Raw genomic sequence first — 18,806 nt, 5'->3', positions numbered from 1 at the left:
ACCGTAGCGACTTGGGAGCAGCCGGCAATGGCTCGACACCTCATCACCAGCGCCCTTCCGTATATCAACGGGATCAAGCACCTGGGCAACATGGTGGGGTCCATGCTCCCGGCCGATGTCTATGCGCGCTATCTGCGGCAGCGCGGCCACGATGTGCTCTACATCTGCGCGACGGACGAGCACGGGACCCCCGCCGAGCTGGCGGCGAAGGACGCGGGCCAGTCGGTCGACGCGTTCTGCGCGGAGCAGCACGACAAGCAGAAGGCGATCTACGAGGGCTTCGGCCTCGCCTTCGACCACTTCGGGCGGAGTTCGTCGCGGGAGAACGTGGAGCTGACGCAGCACTTCGCGCGCAAGCTGCACGAGAACGGCTTCATCGAGGAGCGGGCCATCCGCCAGGTCTTCTCGATCGCCGACGACCGCTTCCTGCCGGACCGCTACATCGTCGGGACGTGCCCGCACTGCGGCTACGACAAGGCGCGCGGCGACCAGTGCGAGAACTGCACCCGGGTGCTCGACCCGACCGATCTGATCGACGCCCGCTCGGCGATCAGCGGCAGCGGTGAGCTGGAGGTGCGGGAGACCAAGCACCTCTTCCTGCTCCAGTCGAAGCTGCAGCACGAGGTCGAGGGCTGGCTGGACGGCAACGGCAGCAAGGAATGGCCGACGCTGGCCTCGTCCATCGCGCACAAGTGGCTGACGGAGGGCCTCCAGGACCGGGCGATCACCCGTGACCTGGACTGGGGCGTTCCGGTGCCGGCCGATGTGTGGCCGGAGCTGGCCGCCGAGGGCAAGGTCTTCTACGTCTGGTTCGACGCGCCGATCGAGTACATCGGCGCGACGAACGAGTGGGCGGACGTCGACCCGGAGCACCGCGACTGGAAGTCGTGGTGGTACGAGGCCGATGACGTCCGCTACACGGAGTTCATGGCCAAGGACAACGTCCCGTTCCACTCCGTGATGTTCCCGGCCACGCAGCTGGGCACCCGCGAGCCGTGGAAGAAGGTCGACTTCCTCAAGGCCTTCAACTGGCTGAACTACTACGGCGGGAAGTTCTCCACCTCCCAGCGGCGCGGCATCTTCACGGACGCGGCGCTGGAGCTGCTGCCGGCCGACTACTGGCGCTACTTCCTGATCGCCAACGCCCCGGAGTCGGACGACACCTCCTTCACCTGGGAGCTCTTCTCGGCGTCGGTCAACAAGGACCTGGCGGACACCCTCGGCAACTTCGTCAACCGGGTGCTGTCGTTCTCCCGGAAGCGGTTCGGCGACGAGGTGCCCGCGGGCGCCGAGGCCGGGGCCGCGGAGCAGAAGCTGGGCGAGGAGATCGCCGGGCTGCTGGCGGAGTACGAGGGCCACATGGAGGCCCTGCAGTTCCGCAAGGCCGCGGCGTCGCTGCGCGCCCTGTGGAGCGCGGGCAACTCCTACCTGGAGGAGAAGGCCCCGTGGCTGGAGATCAAGTCCGACAAGGACGCCGCGGCCCTGACGCTGCGTACGGCGATGAACCTGATCCATCTGTACGCGATCGTCTCCGAGCCGTTCATTCCGTCGTCGGCCAAGGCGATGCGGGGTGCCTTCGCGCTGGAGAACGACACCGCGGTCTGGGTCTCCCAGGAGGAGGCGAAGGCGCTGTCCTCGGTGCCGGCCGGCACGCCGTTCACGGTGCCGCCGGTGCTCTTCGCGAAGATCACCGAGGACGATCTGGAGGGCTACCGCGAGCGCTTCGGCGGCGCGGAGCAGTAATCCGCCCCTGACCGCGGGCGACTCCGCGGCGGGAAGACAGCGACGCGCCCGTCCGGCCCTCGGGGCCGGGCGGGCGCACGCGTGCAGGGGGCACGGCCGCGGCGGTCTCCCGCTCAGGGCCTCGTCGGCGGGGACACAAAGGCGTGCAGCGACGTCAGGCCCGGCGTCGGCGGCAGCGGGACCGGACGCCAGCCGCGGGCGTAGGCCGGCGGCTTACGGCCGACGACGAGGACGGCGGCGGGCCGGGACGCGGCCAGCCGGGCCAGTGCCGCGGGGGTGATACCGGCGTCATGGCCCTGCGGCTGACGGGACGCACAGCCCGCCTGGTACGCCACCCGTACCGCCTCCTCACCGCTCACCACACAGGGCGCCCGCAGACCCGCCGCGCGCAGCGTCCCGGAGATCCGGCCGATGCCGGTCTGGGAGCGTGCGGTGCTCCGCACCATCTTGTGCAGGATCACCAGCTGGATAGCCTCATGGCTCATCAGCGCGAGGACCAGGGCGGCCACCGCCCAGGCGTGCCGGTGGCGTGGCAGCCGGGTCAGCCAGTACAGGAACCACGCGGCGGGCATCATCAGCAGGGCGTAGGCGGGCAGCAGGAAGCGCGGGGCGGCGTAATTCACCGTCAGCAGGTAGGGGGCGGCGAGACAGAGGCCGGCCAGGGCCGGGACGACGAGCGGTGCCGGTCCGCTGCGGTGCAGCGGACCGACCGGGTCGCGCAGCCGCACCGCGGGCCACACCGGACCGTGGCGGTCCGGCTCGTCGACGGGCTCCCGGCTTCCCGGCCGGACCGGCGCCAGCCCGAGAGGCTGGAGGCCACCGCGGCGCTCCGCGGACGCCCACGCCGGGCCGTACCGGTGCAGCGCGCCCCCGGGCTCACGGGCCCGCAGCGCCACCCACACCGCCCCGACGACCGCCAGCGGCAGCAGGAACCACCACACCGCCGTCACCGGATGGTCCCAGGCCAGCTGGCAGGGGCGGCACAGCGTCTTGCCCTGAAGGGAGCGGGCATGGTCGTCGAAGGACAGATGCCAGCCGAGGCCGCCCTGGATCCGCGCCGCCTCCCGCAGCCGCGCCACCAGCCCGCCGTAGGACAGATACGCCTCCGCAACCCACTCGGCGCACCCCAGGGCCAGCCCGCCCGGCAGCGCCAGCAGCACGGCGGGGCGCCGCCATGACGGTGCGCACAGCGCCGCGGCGAACAGCGGCACGGTCAGCCAGACGGCGTCGGTGGGGCGCATCAGCGCGGCCACGGCCACCGCGATGCCGAGTCCGGCGGCCGCGCCCCGCCCCGCGCGCGGGGCCAGTTGCCGGGACGGCTGCCGTACGGCGCGCAGAAAGCAGCCGGTGGCGGCGAGCGCGGCGTAGGCGACCCACAGGTTGGGCATCGCCTGCGGGCCGTAGAACAGCGTGATCCACAGACCGGCGAACAGCGCGCCGCCCAGGGCCGGTACGGGCGCGGGCAGCAGCCCCCGCCAGAGACACAGGCTGAGCAGAAGCCCGGCACCGGAGAGCACCGCCAGGTAGCAGTGCAGCACGGTCGCCGAGGTCGTCAGCGCGGCCGCCGGAGCGAGGAGGAAGCTGACGCCGCGGGCGCGGGGCGCGCTGAAGAACGCGGCGGGCGTATGGCGGTCGACCTGGCTGACATAGACCGTCTCGTCCCATCCCAGACCGGGGGTGGTCAGGGCGGAGACGACCAGGACGGCGGTGAAGGCGGCGGCGACGGCGGTGAGCCACCACAGGTCATGGGCCGCCACGGAGCGCGTCGCGCGGGCCCGCGGCCCCGGGCCGGCCGGAGCGGAGAGGAGGCTGGCTTGCTGCATGAGCACCACAGTGCGGGCGCCGGCGGAGCCCGGCCACATGAGTGGAGCGGTCGGGGCACCCGGGCCGGTACGCGGCGCCCGTTCCGGCCGGGGGACGCCGAGCGGCCGCCCGTACGACAGCACAGGGGCCTCGGACTGGCCGGGTCGGCGTTTCACGTGAAACGCCGACCCTCAGCCTGTCCGAGGCCCCTCGCCGGTCAGCGGCAGCGGCGCCTACTTCGCCTGCGGCTTGCGGAGCGAGAGGTGCAGCTCCTTGAGGCGTGCCTCCTCGACCTCGCTCGGGGCGCCCATCAGCAGGTCCTGGGCGTTGCCGTTGAGCGGGAAGGCGATGGTCTCGCGGATGTTGGGCTCGTCGGCCAGCAGCATGACGATGCGGTCGACGCCCGGGGCGATGCCGCCGTGCGGCGGGGCGCCGAACTTGAACGCCCGGAGCATGCCGCCGAACTCCGCCTCGACCGTCTCCTTGTCGTATCCGGCGAGCGCGAAGGCCTTGTACATGACCTCGGGCTCGTGGTTCCGGATCGCGCCGGAGGACAGCTCGGTGCCGTTGCAGACGATGTCGTACTGCCAGGCCAGGATGTCCAGCGGGTCCTGGGTCTCCAGGGCCTCCAGACCGCCCTGCGGCATGGAGAACGGGTTGTGCGAGAACTCGATCTTGCCGGTGTCCTCGTCCTTCTCGAACATCGGGAAGTCGACGATCCAGCAGAAGCGGAACTCGTCCTCGACGAAGTGACCGGCGCGCTTGGCGACCTCGACCCGGACCGCGCCCATGATCTTGGAGACCTCGTCGAACGCACCGGCACCGAAGAAGACGGCGTGACCGGGCTTGAGGTCCAGGGCGGCGACCAGCGCCTTGACGTCATCCTCGGTGAGGAACTTGGCGATCGGGCCGGTCAGCGCGTTCTCTTCACCGACCCGGACCCAGGCCAGGCCCTTGGCGCCCTGCTGAACGGCGAAGTCGCCCAGCTGGTCGAAGAACTTGCGCGGCTGGTCGGCGGTGTCCGGCACGGCCAGGGCGCGGACGTGCTTGTCGGCGAAGGCCTTGAAGCCGGAGCCCGCGAAGACGTCGGAGACATCCACCAGCTCCAGCTCGGCGCGCAGGTCCGGCTTGTCGGAGCCGTACTTGAGCATCGCCTCGCGGAACGGGATGCGCGGGAACGGCGAGGTGACCGTGCGGCCGTTGCCGAACTCGGTGAACAGCTCGGTCATCAGCTTCTCGACGGGCCCGAAGACGTCCTCCTGCTCGACGAAGCTCATCTCGATGTCGAGCTGGTAGAACTCGCCCGGCGAGCGGTCCGCGCGGGCGTCCTCGTCACGGAAGCAGGGCGCGATCTGGAAGTAGCGGTCGAACCCGGCGATCATCAGCAGCTGCTTGAACTGCTGCGGGGCCTGCGGCAGCGCATAGAACTTGCCGGCGTGCAGGCGGGAGGGGACCAGGAAGTCGCGGGCGCCCTCGGGGGAGGTCGCGGACAGGATCGGGGTCGCCATCTCGTTGAAGCCGAGGGCCACCATCTTGTGACGGATGGCGGAGATGACCGCGGTGCGCAGCATGATGTTGCGGTGCATCCGCTCGCGGCGCAGATCGAGGAAGCGGTATTCGAGGCGCTTCTCCTCGTTGACGCCGTCGTCCGCGTTGATCGTGAAGGGGATCTGGTCGGCGGCGCCGAGCACCTCGACCTCGGAGACCTCGATCTCGATCTCACCGGTCGGCAGGTCGGGGTTGACGTTGTCGGCACCGCGCGCGCTGACCTTGCCGTCGATGCGGACGACGGTCTCCTTGGTCAGCGAGCCGAGGGCCTCGTTGGCCGGCGTACCGGGGCGGGCGACGAGCTGGACCAGACCGTAGTGGTCGCGCAGATCGATGAAGAGGATGCCGCCCAGGTCACGTCGATTGTGCAGCCAGCCGCTGAGGCGGACGTCGGCGTCGACGTCCGTGGCTCGGAGCTCGCCGCAGTTATGGGACCGGTACCGGTGCATCGCTCATCCAAGTCGTCGCGAGTGTCGAGGTGAGGAGTTGTCGGGAGAGGGAGAGGAAAAGGAGTACGGGCTCCAACGCCCGGTCGCTCTCCCCGTGGATCACCCGAAAGGCCACCCCAGGATTGACATAACCGCTCCAGGTTACCGTCCCGGCCCGCACCTCCTCATTGACATATACGCATCAGAGCCATCGGGACCGGTCCGGGGCGTCCCGACTGGGACGATGGTCACGTCCAGCTCGCTGGTGGGGCGCCGTCAAACGCCCCTAAAGTGAGGCAATGCGCACCGAGGATCTCCTGGCCGCCATCGCGACGGGCCTGTGGCGCTGGGACCACGCATCGGATCGGGTGACCCTCGACGCCGAAGCGGCCCGGCTGCTCGGGCTGCCCGCCACACCGGTGGAACTGACCCAGGCCGCGGTGCGCTCCCGTTTCCATCCCGTCGACTTCGCCGAGGTCAACGGCATCGTGCAGCTCGCGGTGGCCGAGCAGACGCTCGCCGAGGCCCGGCTGCGCATCGTGGACGAGCAAGGGCGGGTGCAGCGCACCGTCCGCACCCGCTCCCGCCCCCGGATCGGCGACGGCGGCTTCGAGCTGGTCGGCACCCTGCAGGAGGTGCCCGAGCCGCAGCCGGGTACCTCTGCCGCGCACACCCCGATCACCGGCGACTGGCGGCGCTCCCGGGAGGCGTTTCTGCTGGACGCGGGCCGGGCGCTGGCCGAGGCACGGTCCACCGCCGAAGTGCTGCGGGTCGCGGCCGGACTGTCGATGCCGGGGTTCATGCCCGACGGGCTGGCGGTCTTCGCCATCGAGGGCGACCGGCTGTCGGTCATCGGCCGGCACGGCCACCCGTCCGGCGATGAGCGGCCGTTCGGCGGCCTGGCGCTGACGGCCGAACACCCGGCCGCCGAGGTCGTCCGCACCGGCCGGGCCAGCTACCTTCCGACCCCGGAGGACTACCGCCGCCGCTACCCCGCCACCTGGCCACCGGCCGCCCGCTTCCACCGGACGTCCTGGGCGTTCCTGCCGCTGGTGAACGCGGGCCGGACGATCGGCGCCTGGATGGCGGCGTTCGCCCAGCCGGTGGCGTTCACCCCCGATGAGCGCTCGGTGCTGAGCACCGTCGCCCGGATGCTGGCCCAGGCGCTGGCCAGGGCCGGGATGCAGGAGGAGCAGCAGGAGCTGGCACTGGGGCTGCAGCGCAGCATGATGCCGACGGTGCAGCCGGACATCCCGGGGATGACGGTCGCGGCCCGCTACGTCCCGACCGGCGGCGGTCTGGAGGTCGGCGGCGACTGGTACGACATGATCCCGCTGCCGTCCGGCCGGATCGCGCTGGTCATCGGGGATGTCCAGGGGCACGACGTACGGGCCGCGGGCCTGATGGGGCAGCTGCGGATCGCGCTGCGGGCCTATGCGTCCGAGGGCCATCACCCCGATGCGGTGCTCTCCCGCGCCTCCCGCTTCCTGGCCGGGATCAATGAGACCGAGCTCCGCGGCCACGGCGAGGACCAGCGCTTCGCGACCTGCCTCTACATCGAGGTGGATCCGGCGACGGGGCTGCTGGACATCGCGCGGGCCGGCCACCCCGATCCGGCGATCCGGATGAGCGACGGCACGACGCTGGTCCGGCCCACCGCGGGCGGGCTGCCGCTGGGCATCGTCCCGGACACCGACTACCCCACCACCCGGCTCGTCCTGGAGCCCGGCGAGACCATGATGGTGTGCACCGACGGGCTGATCGAGACCGGCGGCCACGATCTGGAGACCGGCTGGGCGCGGCTGCGCGGGGTCCTTGAGGAGTGGGAGGGCGGCGAGGACGGCGAGAGTCTGGAGCGGCTCGCCGATGCGCTGGTCCAGGCCGTGCACGGGCCGCCGTCGCACCACACCACCGGGCCGCTGGTGGACCGCCGCGAGGACGATATCGCCGTACTGCTACTGCGCCGCGACGCCGCCGCCTGTGCGGTCGGCGCCGGCGGTCTGCCGGCCCCGCGGCCCGTCCGGCGCACCGTGCTCTCCATCGCGCAGGCCGAGCCGGAGCGGATCGCCGAGGCGCGCCGCCAGGTGCGGGAGGTGCTGCACGACTGGGCCGACCCGGACCAGGTGGACTCGGCGGTGCTGATGGTCTCCGAGATGGTCACCAATGTTCTGCTGCACACCGACGGGGATGCCGTGCTGGTCGCCGAGATCACCGGTGAGCGGGGCGCCCGGCGGATCCGCGTCGATGTCGCCGACAGCAGCGATGAGCTGCCGCACCGCCGCTCTCCCGGCGAACTGGCGTCCTCGGGGCGCGGTCTGATGCTGCTGGAGCTGCTGGCCGGGGCGTGGGGCGTGGATCCGCGCGGCGACGGCAAGTCGACCTGGTTCGAGCTCTACGAGGAGGCGGCGGAGGCGGCGGGTCCGCTGTCGTCGGAGTCCGAGCCCGCGGCGTAGTGCATCCGTAGCTCGTGCAGCACACCGGTCAGCGCGGCGGTCAGCGGGACGGACAGCAGCATGCCGAGGATGCCGGCGAGGCTGGCGCCCGCGGTGATCGCCAGCATCACGGTCGCCGGATGCATCTGGACCGTACGGCTCTGGATCATCGGCTGGAGGACATGCCCCTCCAGCACCTGCACGGCGAGAACGACGCCCAGCGCCCACAGCGCGATCACGAAGCCGCGGTCGGCCAGCGCCACCAGGATCGCCACCGCGCCGGAGATGAAGGCGCCGAGGTAGGGGATATAGGCACCGACGAAGACCAGTGCGCCCAGGCCGACCGCGCCCGGCACCTGAAGGATCAGCAGTCCGACGGTGATGCAGATGGCGTCGATCAGCGCGATGAAGGTGGTGCCGCGCATAAAGCCCTCGATGCTCTGGAAGCCGCGGCGGGCCATCCGCTCCAGCTGCGGTGCGGAGCTGCCGGGCGCCCAGTCCCGCAGGGCGCGTACGGCCTTGTCGGAGTCCCGCAGGAAGAAGAAGGTCAGCAGCAGGGCGAGGACCGAAGCGGCGAGGAACTGCCCTACGACGCTGACACCGGCCAGCAGCCCGGAGGCCGCGGTGCTCCCGAACTTGGCGACCAGGTCCTTGGACTTGGCAGCGAGGTCATTGAGCGAGGTACCGGCCGCCCCGAAGTGCTGGGACAGGTCCCGGGCGGCGTTCCTGAGCGAGGCGAGGATCTGGTCACCGGTGTCGACCAGCGCACTGACGACGATGTATCCGGCGCCGCCGACCACCACCACGAGGACCGCACAGGTCAGTCCGGCCGCCAGTGAACGGTTGAGCTTCATCGCCACCAGCCGCCGGTAGAGCGGCCCGAGCAGCCCGCTGCCGAGCAGCGCCAGCAGTACGGGCACCACGGCCGCGCTCAGTTCGACGCACAGCCATACCCCGACGGCCAGCACGGCCGCGATCAGCAACGCCACCAGGCACCAGGCCGCGGCACGGCGGGCCTCGATGGGCAGCAACGGGCCGGCGGGCCGCGGCCGTTCGCCCCCGGCGCCGCGCGGGTTCTCGTCCGAGTCGTTTCGCACCCGGACAGTCCACCACGGCCGCAGGTCCGGGACGGGCCCCGGCAACGGGTCGGGGGCGGCGTTTCACGTGAAACGCCGCCCGGCTGCCGATAGGGCGTCAGTGCTCGTCGGCGGGGATCGTCCCGAGCCGCCCGGCCTGGAAGTCCTCGAAGGCCTGGGCCAGTTCGGCGTGGGTGTTCATCACGAACGGGCCGTAATGCATCATCGGCTCGCGGATCGGCAGCCCGCCCAGCAGCACCACCTCGAAGTTCGGGCTGCGCGACTCCTGGGACTCGTCCGCCCGGATGGTGATCGAGTCTCCCGCGCCTCCGAACACGACGGTCTGCCCCATGCGGAAGGGGCGGCCCTCCGCACCGGCCGTGCCGCGTCCGGCCAGCGCATAGGCAAGGGCGTTGAAGTCCTTGCGCCAGGGCAGAGTCACCTCGGCGCCCGGGTTCACCGTCACATGCATCATCGTGATCGGCGTGTGCGTGATGCCCGGCCCCTGGTGGCCGTCGAGGTCACCGGCGATCAGCCGCAGCAGCGCGCCCCCGTCGCCCGAGGTCAGCAGCTTGACGTTGCCGCCGCCGATGTCCTGGTAACGCGGGGCCATCATCTTGTCGCTCTTCGGCAGGTTCACCCACAGCTGGAGGCCGTGGAAGAGCCCACCGGACATGACCAGCGACTCCGGCGGCGCCTCGATGTGCAGCAGCCCCGAACCGGCCGTCATCCACTGGGTGTCACCGTCGTTGATCACGCCACCGCCGCCGTGCGAGTCACGGTGCACAAAGGTGCCGTCGATCAGATAGGTCACGGTCTCGAAGCCACGGTGCGGATGCCAGGGAGTCCCCTTCGCCTCCCCGGCTTCGTACTCCACCTCGCCCATCTGGTCCATCATGATGAACGGGTCGAGGTGCTTGTAGTCGATCCCGGCGAACGCACGGCGCACCGGGAAGCCCTCGCCCTCGAATCCGCTCGGAGCGGTGGCAACGGCCAGCACGGGACGGGCGTGCGCCGCGACGGGCGCCGCCACACGCGGCAGGGTCAGCGGATTCTCTACGGTCACAGCGGGCATGGCGGCCTCCTCGGTCGTTGCCTCAACTTAGTTGAATGGTGAACAACCCGCAAGGCCCACGGTATTCCCACCCACATTCACCCAGGTCAAAGGGGACCCGGGACCCCGAGTGCGCGCCTCGACACAACGAGGGCCGGCCCCCTCCAGGGGACCGGCCCTCGACTCAGCCTCGGCAGCGGCCGTCCGCCCGCTGCACACCGGGACGGCTAGCCGTACATCCGCCGCATCGCGAAGTCGACCATCTGCTCCACGGCCTTCGCGTCGAAGACCATCCGGTGGTCGCCCTCCATGTCGAGGACGAAGCCATAGCCGGTCGGCAGCAGGTCGAGCACCTCGGCGCCGGTGATCACGAAGTACTTGGACTCCTTGCCCGCGTACCGCCGCAGCTCCTTGAGCGAGGTGAACATCGGGATCACCGGCTGCTGGGTGTTGTGCAGCGCCAGGAAGCCGGGGTTGTCACCGCGCGGGCAGTAGATCTTGGACGTGGAGAAGATGCCCTGGAAGTCCTCGGCCGACATCGAGCCGGTGGTGAAGGCGCGCACCGCGTCGGCGAGGGAGGGCGGGGACGGCTCGGGATACAGCGGCTGCTCGCCGTAACCCCCGGGGGCCGGTTGCTGCGGCGGGGGCGGCGGCGCTCCGTACTGCTGCTGCCCGGCACCCGCGTTCTGGTCATAGCCGTACATGGGCCACAGCGTACTGAGTCGGCGATTCGCCGGGGGACGCTCGTCACAGATGGGCGGTAGGGGTTGATTCTTATTACCGGTGGGTAGCATCATCGTAGGCACTTGCTACTTGCTGGTAATTGCGTTTGAGGTCCTCCCTCCCGAACCCTTACGGAGCCGTATCCATGGGGCACTACAAGTCGAATCTCCGCGACATCGAGTTCAACCTCTTCGAGGTGCTCGGCCGGGACAGCGTGTACGGCACCGGACCGTTCGCGGAGATGGATGTCGACACCGCCAAGAGCGTCCTGTCCGAGATCGCCCGGCTGTCCGAGAACGAGCTGGCGGAGTCCTTCGCCGACGCCGACCGGAACCCCCCGGTCTTCGACCCGGACACCAACACCGCGCCGATTCCTGACACCTTCAAGAAGAGCTACCAGGCGTACATGGACGCCGAGTGGTGGCGTCTGGGTATCCCGGAGGAGATCGGCGGCACCACCGCGCCGCGCTCCCTGCTCTGGGGCTTCGCCGAGACAATCCTGGGCGCCAACCCGGCCGTGTGGATGTACGCGTCCGGCCCCGCCTTCGCCGGCGTCCTCCAGGAGGAGGGCACCGAGGAGCAGCACCGCATAGCCCAGCTGATGGTGGACAAGCAGTGGGGCTCCACGATGGTGCTCACCGAGCCGGACGCCGGTTCGGATGTCGGCGCCGGCCGCACCAAGGCCGTGCAGCAGGCGGACGGCTCCTGGCACATCGAGGGCGTCAAGCGCTTCATCACCTCCGGTGAGCACGACATGTCCGAGAACATCGTGCACTTCGTCCTGGCCCGCCCCGAGGGCGCCGGTCCGGGCACCAAGGGCCTGTCGCTGTTCATCGTGCCGAAGTACGACTTCGACTGGGAGACCGGCGAGCTGGGCGAGCGCAACGGCGCCTACGCCACCAACGTCGAGCACAAGATGGGCCTCAAGGCGTCCAACACCTGCGAGATGACGTTCGGCGCCAACCACCCGGCCAAGGGCTGGCTGCTCGGCGAGAAGCACGACGGCATCCGCCAGATGTTCAAGATCATCGAGTTCGCCCGGATGATGGTCGGCACGAAGGCCATCGCCACCCTCTCCACCGGCTACCTCAACGCGCTGGAGTACGCCAAGGAGCGCGTGCAGGGCCCGGACCTGGCGGCCTTCACGGACAAGACCGCGCCGCGCGTCACGATCACCCACCACCCCGATGTGCGCCGGTCCCTGATGACGCAGAAGGCGTACGCCGAGGGCATGCGCGCCCTGGTGCTCTACACCGCCACGGTCCAGGACGAGATCATCATCAAGGAGGCCGCGGGCGAGGACGCGAGCGCCGCGATCCGTCTCAACGACCTGCTGCTGCCGATCGTCAAGGGCTACGGCTCGGAGAAGTCCTACGAGCAGCTGGCCCAGTCGCTGCAGACCTTCGGCGGCTCCGGCTACCTGCAGGAATACCCGATCGAGCAGTACATCCGGGACGCCAAGATCGACACCCTCTACGAGGGCACCACCGCGATCCAGGGCCAGGACTTCTTCTTCCGGAAGATCGTCCGTGACCAGGGCCAGGCGCTCACCGCCCTCTCCGAGGAGATCAAGAAGTTCCTCGCCGACAACACCGGCGGCGAAGAGCTGGCGCAGGCCCGTGGCGAGCTCGCCACGGCGGCCGCCGACCTGGAAGCGATCGTCGGCACCATGCTGACCGACCTCGCCGCGACCGAGAAGGACGTCAAGTCCATCTACAAGGTCGGCCTGAACACTACCCGCGTGCTGATGGCCTCCGGCGATGTCGTCATCGGCTACCTCCTGCTCAAGGGTGCGGCCGTGGCCGCCGAGAAGCTGGCCGGTGCCTCGACGAAGGACAAGCCCTTCTACACCGGCAAGATCGCCGCGGCGAAGTTCTTCGCGCACCACGTCCTGCCGGGCGTCTCCGTCGAGCGCGGGCTGGCCGAGAGCGTCGACCAGTCGCTGATGGAGCTCGACGAGGCCGCGTTCTGAGAGCGGATTCCGCGGCCCGGCTGCGGCGTTTCTCTTAGAGGTCTCTCAGATTGACCGTTCATACTGGCGGGGCCCGTCTCTCTTCCCCCGGAGAGACGGGCTCCGTCATGTGCGGAAGAAGGTGGGATGGGTGGCAGGACGTCGCGGGCGCGCCCCCTTATGCCGGTGCCTCGGCCCGGAAAAGCCGGAATCAACCGCTCCGCAATGCTTCCCGGTCCGGAACGCGAAAATCCTGGCCGGAAGGGTACGCAGTCGCGGGGCATGCGCACGGGGAATGCGGGGTCCGGCTCCTTATGCTGAATCCATGACCAACTCCGCCCGCTTCGATCGCGGCCACACCGACGACCTGATGTCCTATCTCGCCGCCAGTCCGTCGCCCTACCACGCGGTGGCAAATGCGGCGGAGCGGCTGGAAAAGGCCGGTTTCCGGCAGGTCGCCGAGGTCGACGCCTGGGACGGCGAGAGCGGCGGGAAGTACGTCCTGCGCGGCGGCGCGATAGTCGCCTGGTACGTACCCGAGGGCGCACACGCGGCCACTCCGTACCGAATTGTCGGGGCTCACACCGACTCTCCCAATCTGCGAGTCAAACCGATTCCGGACACCGGCGCCCGCGGCTGGCGGCAGATCGCCGTCGAGGTCTACGGCGGCACCCTGCTCAACACCTGGCTCGACCGTGATCTCGGGCTGAGCGGGCGGGTGACGCTGGCGGACGGCAGCCACCGGCTCGTCCATGTCGACCGCGCGCTGCTGCGGGTGCCACAGCTGGCCGTACACCTCGACCGCTCGGTGAACACCGAGGGGCTGAAGCTGGACAAGCAGCGCCATATGACGCCGATCTGGGGCCTGGGCGAGGTCGCCGAGGGCGATCTGATCTCCTTCGTCGCCGAGGAGACCGGGGTCCCGGCCGGTGACATCAAGGGCTGGGATCTGATGGTCCACAGCATCGAACCACCCGCCTATCTGGGCCGCGACCGCGAGCTGGTCGCCGGTCCGCGGATGGACAACCTGCTGTCCGTACACGCCGGTACGGCCGCGCTCACCGCCGCGGCGGCCACCGGCAGCGCCCTGACCAGCATTCCGGTGCTGGCCGCATTCGACCACGAGGAGAACGGCAGCCAGTCCGACACCGGCGCGGACGGCCCGCTGCTCGGCACGGTCCTGGAGCGCTCGGTCTTCGCCCGCGGCGGCTCGTACGAGGACCGCGCGCGGGCCTTCGCCGGCACCCTCTGTCTGTCGTCCGACACCGGACACGCCGTGCACCCCAACTACGGCGAGCGGCACGACCCCGGCCACCACCCGATGCCCAACGGAGGACCGATCCTCAAGGTCAACGTCAACCAGCGCTATGCCACCGACGGCAGCGGACGGGCCGTCTTCTCGGCGGCCTGCGAGCGGGCCAACGTGCCGTGGCAGAGCTTTGTGTCCAACAACTCGATGCCGTGCGGGACCACCATCGGGCCGATCACCGCGGCCCGGCACGGCATCTCGACGGTCGACATCGGCGTGGCCATCCTGTCCATGCACTCGGCGCGTGAGCTGTGCGGCGCCGAGGACCCGTATCTGCTGGCGAACGCCCTGACGGCCTTCCTGGAGGGCTGAGTTGGAGTTCTCACTGCTCGGCCCGATCGCCGTGACGACCGGCTCCACGGAGCTGTCGCTCGGGCCCGCCAAACGGCGCAGTGTCCTGGCGCTGCTGTTGCTGCAGCCCAATACCACCGTCCCACTGGAGCAGCTGATCGACTCCCTGTGGGAGGACGAGCCACCCGAACACGCCCGTACGGTCGTCCAGGGGCACGTCTCACGGCTGCGCGCCACCCTCGCCGAGGGCGGTGCGGAGGCGTACGGCATCGAGCTGACCACGCATGGCTCGGCCTATCTCCTGCGGCTGCCGGAGGAGCTGATCGACGCTCACCGTTTTGGTGAGCTGGTGGCGCTGGCGCGCCCCGAGGCGGCACCGGCCGATGCCGTACCACTCCTGCGCGAGGCGCTCGGTCTGTGGCGCGGGCCCGCACTGACCGGCACGGTCACCAGCCCGCCGTTCGCCGCCGCCGCCCATGCGCTGGAGGAGCGGCGGCTGACGGCCGTGGAGGCACTGGGCCGGGCGCACGGCACGCTCGGCGAGCATGAGCAGGCCGCGGCCATCCTCTACTCCGCGGCCGTCAACCACCCCCTGCGCGAGGGCCTGATCGCCGGGCTGATGCGGGCGCTGTTCCGTACGGGGCGGCAGTCCGATGCGCTGGAGTGGTTCCACCGCACCCGCCGTCTGCTCAACGAGGAGCTGGGCGTCGATCCCGGCGAGCGGCTGCGCGGCGCCTACGAGGAGATTCTGCGCGCGGAGGCGGCCGACGGGGGCCGGGCGAAGCCGACGGGCGGGGCGCGGACCGGCGCCGCTTCCGGTGGCGCCGCCGCCGGGCACGGTCGCGGCGCGGCTCCGGAAGGAGGCCGTTCCTCGGCGGCGGGCCATGGGCCGCGACCCGTTGCGGCCACCGGACAGGGACCCGTACCGGACGGCACCGGTGCCGCGGACGCCCGCGGTGGCGACGCGCCAGGCGGCGACCGGGCGCGGGCGGGCGCGGCGGACGGCGCCCGTGCCGGGTCCGGTTCGGCGCGGGCCGGTGCGGCACCACGGTTGCTGCCCCGTCCCCCGGCCCGCTTCCTGGGTCGGGAGGAAGAACTCGGCGCACTGACGGCCGTCCTGGCGGACCGTACGACCGGCGAGAGTCCGCTGGCGGTGGTGGCGGGACCGGCCGGCGTCGGCAAGACCGCCTGCGCCGTCCAGTGGGCGCATCAGCACGCCGGATCCTTCCCCGACGGCCAGCTCTTCGCCGATCTGCGGGGCTTCGGCGAGGGCGACGAGGCACCGCCGGCCGAGATCCTGCGCGACTTCCTGCTCGCGCTCGGCACTCCGCCGGAGCGGGTGCCCACGTCGGCCCAGGCCGCGTCCGCGCTGTTCCGGTCGCTGGTCGCGGAGCGCCGGCTGCTGGTCGTCCTGGACAATGCGCGCAGCTCGGCGCAGGTCCGGCCGCTGCTGCCCGGCGGCCCGCACTGCGCCACGGTCGTCACCAGCCGCAGCCGCCTCGACGGGCTGGTCGCCACCGACTGCGCCCGGCCGGTCGGCCTCCAGACGCTCGGCCACGAGGAAGGCGCGGCGCTGCTCGGTGCCATGCTCGGCCCGGAGCGGGTCGCCGAGGACCCGGCGGCCGCCCGCGAACTGGTCGATCTGTGCGACGGGCTGCCGCTGGCGCTGCGGGCCGCCGCCGCCCAGCTGACCGCCCGGCCGCGCTGGCGGCTGGCCCGGCTGGCCGCGGCGCTGCGCGACGAACGGCGGCGGCTGGCGCTGCTGTCCGCGGAGGACACCGGGATCGCGGCGGCCCTGCGGATGTCCGTCGCCCGGCTGTCGGCCGACGACGCCCAGTTGCTCAGCGCACTGGCGACCAGCGCGGACGGGCATCTCAACACCGCGCTGGCGGCGGCACTCGCCGGATACGACCCGGAGCGCACCCAGGACGGTCTGGACCGGCTCGCGGAGATGCATCTGGTGGACGAGGAGGCCACCGATGTCTACACGATCAGCACGCTGACGCAGTTGTTCGCGCGGGACGAGCGCGGGGAGGGCGGCGACGGGAGCAAGGGGGAGTGACGGGCGCGGCGGAGCCCGTTGCTGCCCCCGCGAGGGGACGTTAGGCGCACGTTAGTGGCACGCCAGCGGCGAACGGCAAGGTGAGGGTCAGAACGCAGGACGGCCACGGGGCCGGACCGCAGGACGTACCGCCGACGCGGTACGGACCACTGACCGGGGGAGACCGGAATGTCGCGCAGCCACCACCGCTCCGAGACCGTCGTCGAGACCGGCGCCGGTACCGCCACCGGCGTCACGCGTCCGTCCCGTGCGGTCCGCCGCCGTGCGCTGCGGATCGCCGCGGCCGGGCTGACCGCCGTCGCGGCGCTCTCCCTCACCGCCTGCGGCCAGGACAATCCGCTGCAGACCGGCGCCGCCAAGCCGTACAACCCGGCGCCGCAGGCTCCCCAGGACCAGGCGGCGAAGGGCGACGGCAGCCTCCAGGTCGGTGTCCGGCACGAACGCGGCCGGACGGAGCAGGCGTCCGCCGAGGTCGGCGGCCCCGGCGCGCAGACCGGCACGAGCGGCACCCGAGCGGGCACCGGCAAGGTGGGCAAGGGCGGCAGCGCCAGCGGCGTCCGGCACACCGCCTGCGACGCCGCGAAGATCCGGATCGTCGCCCAGCAACTGAAGCGGCCGGTCAACCATCTGCTGCTGGAAGCCACCAACACCTCCGGCGCCACCTGCGACCTCCACCTCGCCCCTTATCTGCGGTTCGACGAGGCGCAGAGCCCCCTCCCGGAGCTGTCGGCCAGCAAGCCGCAGGCCGTGGTCACCCTCGCCCCCGGTGAGTCCGGCTACGCCGCTGTGCAGACCTCGTCCGCCGACGGTTCCGGCGGGAACGGCCGGACCATGCGGTCGCTGTCCGTCAGCCTCCCCGGCCGCGACGGCAAGGGCAGCATCGGCGGCTCGGCGACGGTGGCACTCCCCGGCGGCTCGGTGTACGTCGACGACAGCGCATGGGTGACGTACTGGCAGTCGGACGCGAGTGCCGCGACGACGTGGTGAACCGCTGCCCGCCAGGCCGTCAGACACCGGCCGCAGGCTGACGGGACTGTGAAGACAGTCCCTGGCCCCTTGAACGAGGGCGCCCGCATCCCCCAGCGGGCGCCCTTTTGCCTGTCCGCTGACTGTCCGCTGTCTGTCCGCCGTCCCGTCATGTCCCGGACGGCGGCCCGCGCTGTCCCGGGCTTCGGGCTTCTTCGCAGGTCCCAGCCGTGCGCGCGATCGGGATGTCCCACGGGACGAGGAACCTCCAGGCCGCCCCGGTGCCCCGCCACACGATGGTCTCCGTCGCCGTGAGCAGACCGTCCGGCGGCTCACCGATAGGCCAACCGGCCTCGTACGGAGGGGAATCGGCATGCACGAGCAGCGCAGCACGCACCCGGCGGACACCACAACCCCCGTGGACCCGACCGCCCCCATGACACGTCCTCAGCAGGCCCCGTTCCGCAGGACCGTGTGGCGCAGGGTGCTGTCCGCACTGGCCGCGGCCGGTATCGGCGTCGCCGGGTTCGCGGGGCCGGCCCACGGCAGTGGGGTGGGCGGCGCGACGACCACCAGTGAGCACTCCGCGACTGGCTCCGTGCCACCGGCCGCCGCTGCTGACTTCCCCACCTGGGGGACCCGCTGGGCGGTGCACGCCACCGCCGACACCGGCTCCCCCGCCGTCGGAATGATCAACAAGACGGCGCCGGGCCAGGACCGGATCACCGCCGACTACCAGGTCGACACCGGCCGCAAGGTGTGCGAGGGCAGCTCCTGCTCAACGTTCATGGCGCACCTCACCGGGCCGGTCAGCGGTTTCCTCAGCGTGGTCGCGGTGGACATTCCGCAGGACCGGCTGCCGGGCGTACCGGTCCAGGGCGGCGGTGGGCAGCCGCAACCGCAGCCCGGCGGGTCGCGCGAGGAGATGCTGCAGCGCGCCGCCACCTGGCTGACCGCCAACAACGGCGGCCAGGTCCCGTACAGCCAGGCCAAGGTCTGGAAGGACGGCTACCGCCAGGACTGCTCGGGCTATGTGTCGATGGCGCTCGGGCTGCCGACGCCCGGCACCAACACCGTGGGACTGGCCACCGACCGGGGGATCACCCGGCCCGTCGCGCTCGGCGAACTCAAGCCCGGTGACCTGCTCATCGATGCCTCCGGCGACAACAACACCCGGCATGTGGTGATCTTCGAGAAGTGGAACAACGACGCCCACTCCTCGTACACCGCCTATGAGCAGCGCGGCGACCACGGCACCGACCACCGGACGCTGACCTACGGCCTGCCCGGCGGCGATGCCGAGTTCAAGCCCTACCGTCCGGTGAAGTTCGGCGACTGAGCCAGAGATGGCCCGAGGGCCGGGCGCCGTGGGCCGAGCGCCGCCGAAGGACCTCACGCTGTTTCACGTGAAACGCCACCA

General features: G+C 71.2%; 12 protein-coding genes. 7 read left to right on the top strand and 5 right to left on the bottom strand.

Features of this window, described 5'->3' with window-relative positions; translation table 11 throughout:
* Positions 1-27: 27 nt before the first annotated feature.
* The gene (metG, locus tag STRTU_RS18075; protein WP_159744591.1) at positions 28-1,743 is read left to right on the top strand and encodes a methionine--tRNA ligase; all 1,716 of its coding nucleotides are present in this window, start codon (positions 28-30) and stop codon (positions 1,741-1,743) included.
* 113 nt (positions 1,744-1,856) lie between these two features.
* Here the strand turns inward: metG and STRTU_RS18070 are convergent, their stop codons facing one another.
* Together STRTU_RS18070 and aspS are read right to left on the bottom strand one after the other, a co-directional pair.
* Positions 1,857-3,566, bottom strand: coding sequence for a hypothetical protein (locus STRTU_RS18070; protein ID WP_159744590.1), 1,710 nt, complete (start codon positions 3,564-3,566; stop codon positions 1,857-1,859).
* Positions 3,567-3,779: 213 nt separating this feature from the next.
* Positions 3,780-5,543, bottom strand: coding sequence for an aspartate--tRNA ligase (aspS, locus tag STRTU_RS18065; protein ID WP_159744589.1), 1,764 nt, complete (start codon positions 5,541-5,543; stop codon positions 3,780-3,782).
* A 278-nt stretch (positions 5,544-5,821) separates the two neighbouring features.
* Here aspS and STRTU_RS18060 point away from each other — a divergent pair, with 278 nt between their 5' ends.
* Positions 5,822-7,975 carry an ATP-binding SpoIIE family protein phosphatase gene (locus STRTU_RS18060; protein WP_159744588.1) on the top strand — a complete coding sequence of 718 codons (2,154 nt, stop codon included), beginning with the start codon at positions 5,822-5,824 and terminating at the stop codon, positions 7,973-7,975.
* On the opposite strand, the gene STRTU_RS18055 is transcribed toward STRTU_RS18060, so the two are convergent.
* The 3 genes from STRTU_RS18055 to STRTU_RS18045 all read right to left on the bottom strand — a co-directional run bounded on the left by STRTU_RS18055 (position 7,915) and on the right by STRTU_RS18045 (position 10,788).
* Complete coding sequence (locus STRTU_RS18055) at positions 7,915-9,051, bottom strand: AI-2E family transporter (RefSeq protein ID WP_159744587.1); 1,137 nt, start codon at positions 9,049-9,051, stop codon at positions 7,915-7,917. The two genes, STRTU_RS18060 and STRTU_RS18055, sit on opposite strands and share 61 nt — an antisense overlap.
* A gap of 97 nt (positions 9,052-9,148) precedes the next feature.
* The gene (locus STRTU_RS18050; protein WP_159744586.1) at positions 9,149-10,105 is read right to left on the bottom strand and encodes a pirin family protein; all 957 of its coding nucleotides are present in this window, start codon (positions 10,103-10,105) and stop codon (positions 9,149-9,151) included.
* A 206-nt stretch (positions 10,106-10,311) separates the two neighbouring features.
* Entirely contained in the window at positions 10,312-10,788 is a 477-nt protein-coding gene (locus STRTU_RS18045; protein ID WP_046927143.1) for an SseB family protein, read from the bottom strand.
* A 164-nt stretch (positions 10,789-10,952) separates the two neighbouring features.
* Here STRTU_RS18045 and STRTU_RS18040 point away from each other — a divergent pair, with 164 nt between their 5' ends.
* The 5 genes from STRTU_RS18040 (at position 10,953) to STRTU_RS18020 (ending at position 18,725) form a co-directional block, all read left to right on the top strand.
* The gene (locus STRTU_RS18040; RefSeq protein WP_159744585.1) at positions 10,953-12,779 is read left to right on the top strand and encodes an acyl-CoA dehydrogenase; all 1,827 of its coding nucleotides are present in this window, start codon (positions 10,953-10,955) and stop codon (positions 12,777-12,779) included.
* Between the two features lie 304 nt (positions 12,780-13,083).
* Positions 13,084-14,379 carry a M18 family aminopeptidase gene (locus tag STRTU_RS18035; RefSeq protein WP_159744584.1) on the top strand — a complete coding sequence of 432 codons (1,296 nt, stop codon included), beginning with the start codon at positions 13,084-13,086 and terminating at the stop codon, positions 14,377-14,379.
* A 1-nt stretch (position 14,380) separates the two neighbouring features.
* Positions 14,381-16,420 (top strand): AfsR/SARP family transcriptional regulator, encoded by a 2,040-nt coding sequence (locus STRTU_RS18030; protein ID WP_159744583.1) that lies wholly within the window; start codon positions 14,381-14,383, stop codon positions 16,418-16,420.
* Positions 16,421-16,588: 168 nt separating this feature from the next.
* A complete protein-coding gene (locus STRTU_RS18025) occupies positions 16,589-17,407 on the top strand; it encodes a DUF4232 domain-containing protein (protein ID WP_159744582.1) in 819 nt (272 codons plus the stop codon).
* Between the two features lie 352 nt (positions 17,408-17,759).
* Positions 17,760-18,725 carry an NlpC/P60 family protein gene (locus tag STRTU_RS18020; RefSeq protein ID WP_159744581.1) on the top strand — a complete coding sequence of 322 codons (966 nt, stop codon included), beginning with the start codon at positions 17,760-17,762 and terminating at the stop codon, positions 18,723-18,725.
* Positions 18,726-18,806: the final 81 nt, after the last annotated feature.

The sequence above is a fragment of the Streptomyces tubercidicus genome (assembly GCF_027497495.1).
Classification (GTDB): Bacteria; Actinomycetota; Actinomycetes; order Streptomycetales; family Streptomycetaceae; genus Streptomyces; species Streptomyces tubercidicus.
This window is presented reverse-complemented; position numbering and strand designations above follow the sequence as displayed.

Coding starts and splice junctions, on each gene's coding strand:
- metG (WP_159744591.1), top strand. CDS start 28: ATGGCTCGACACCTCATCACCAGCGCCCTTCCGTATATCAACGGGATC.
- STRTU_RS18070 (WP_159744590.1), bottom strand. CDS start 3,566: ATGCAGCAAGCCAGCCTCCTCTCCGCTCCGGCCGGCCCGGGGCCGCGG.
- aspS (WP_159744589.1), bottom strand. CDS start 5,543: ATGCACCGGTACCGGTCCCATAACTGCGGCGAGCTCCGAGCCACGGAC.
- STRTU_RS18060 (WP_159744588.1), top strand. CDS start 5,822: ATGCGCACCGAGGATCTCCTGGCCGCCATCGCGACGGGCCTGTGGCGC.
- STRTU_RS18050 (WP_159744586.1), bottom strand. CDS start 10,105: ATGCCCGCTGTGACCGTAGAGAATCCGCTGACCCTGCCGCGTGTGGCG.
- STRTU_RS18045 (WP_046927143.1), bottom strand. CDS start 10,788: ATGTACGGCTATGACCAGAACGCGGGTGCCGGGCAGCAGCAGTACGGA.
- STRTU_RS18040 (WP_159744585.1), top strand. CDS start 10,953: ATGGGGCACTACAAGTCGAATCTCCGCGACATCGAGTTCAACCTCTTC.
- STRTU_RS18035 (WP_159744584.1), top strand. CDS start 13,084: ATGACCAACTCCGCCCGCTTCGATCGCGGCCACACCGACGACCTGATG.
- STRTU_RS18025 (WP_159744582.1), top strand. CDS start 16,589: ATGTCGCGCAGCCACCACCGCTCCGAGACCGTCGTCGAGACCGGCGCC.
- STRTU_RS18020 (WP_159744581.1), top strand. CDS start 17,760: ATGCACGAGCAGCGCAGCACGCACCCGGCGGACACCACAACCCCCGTG.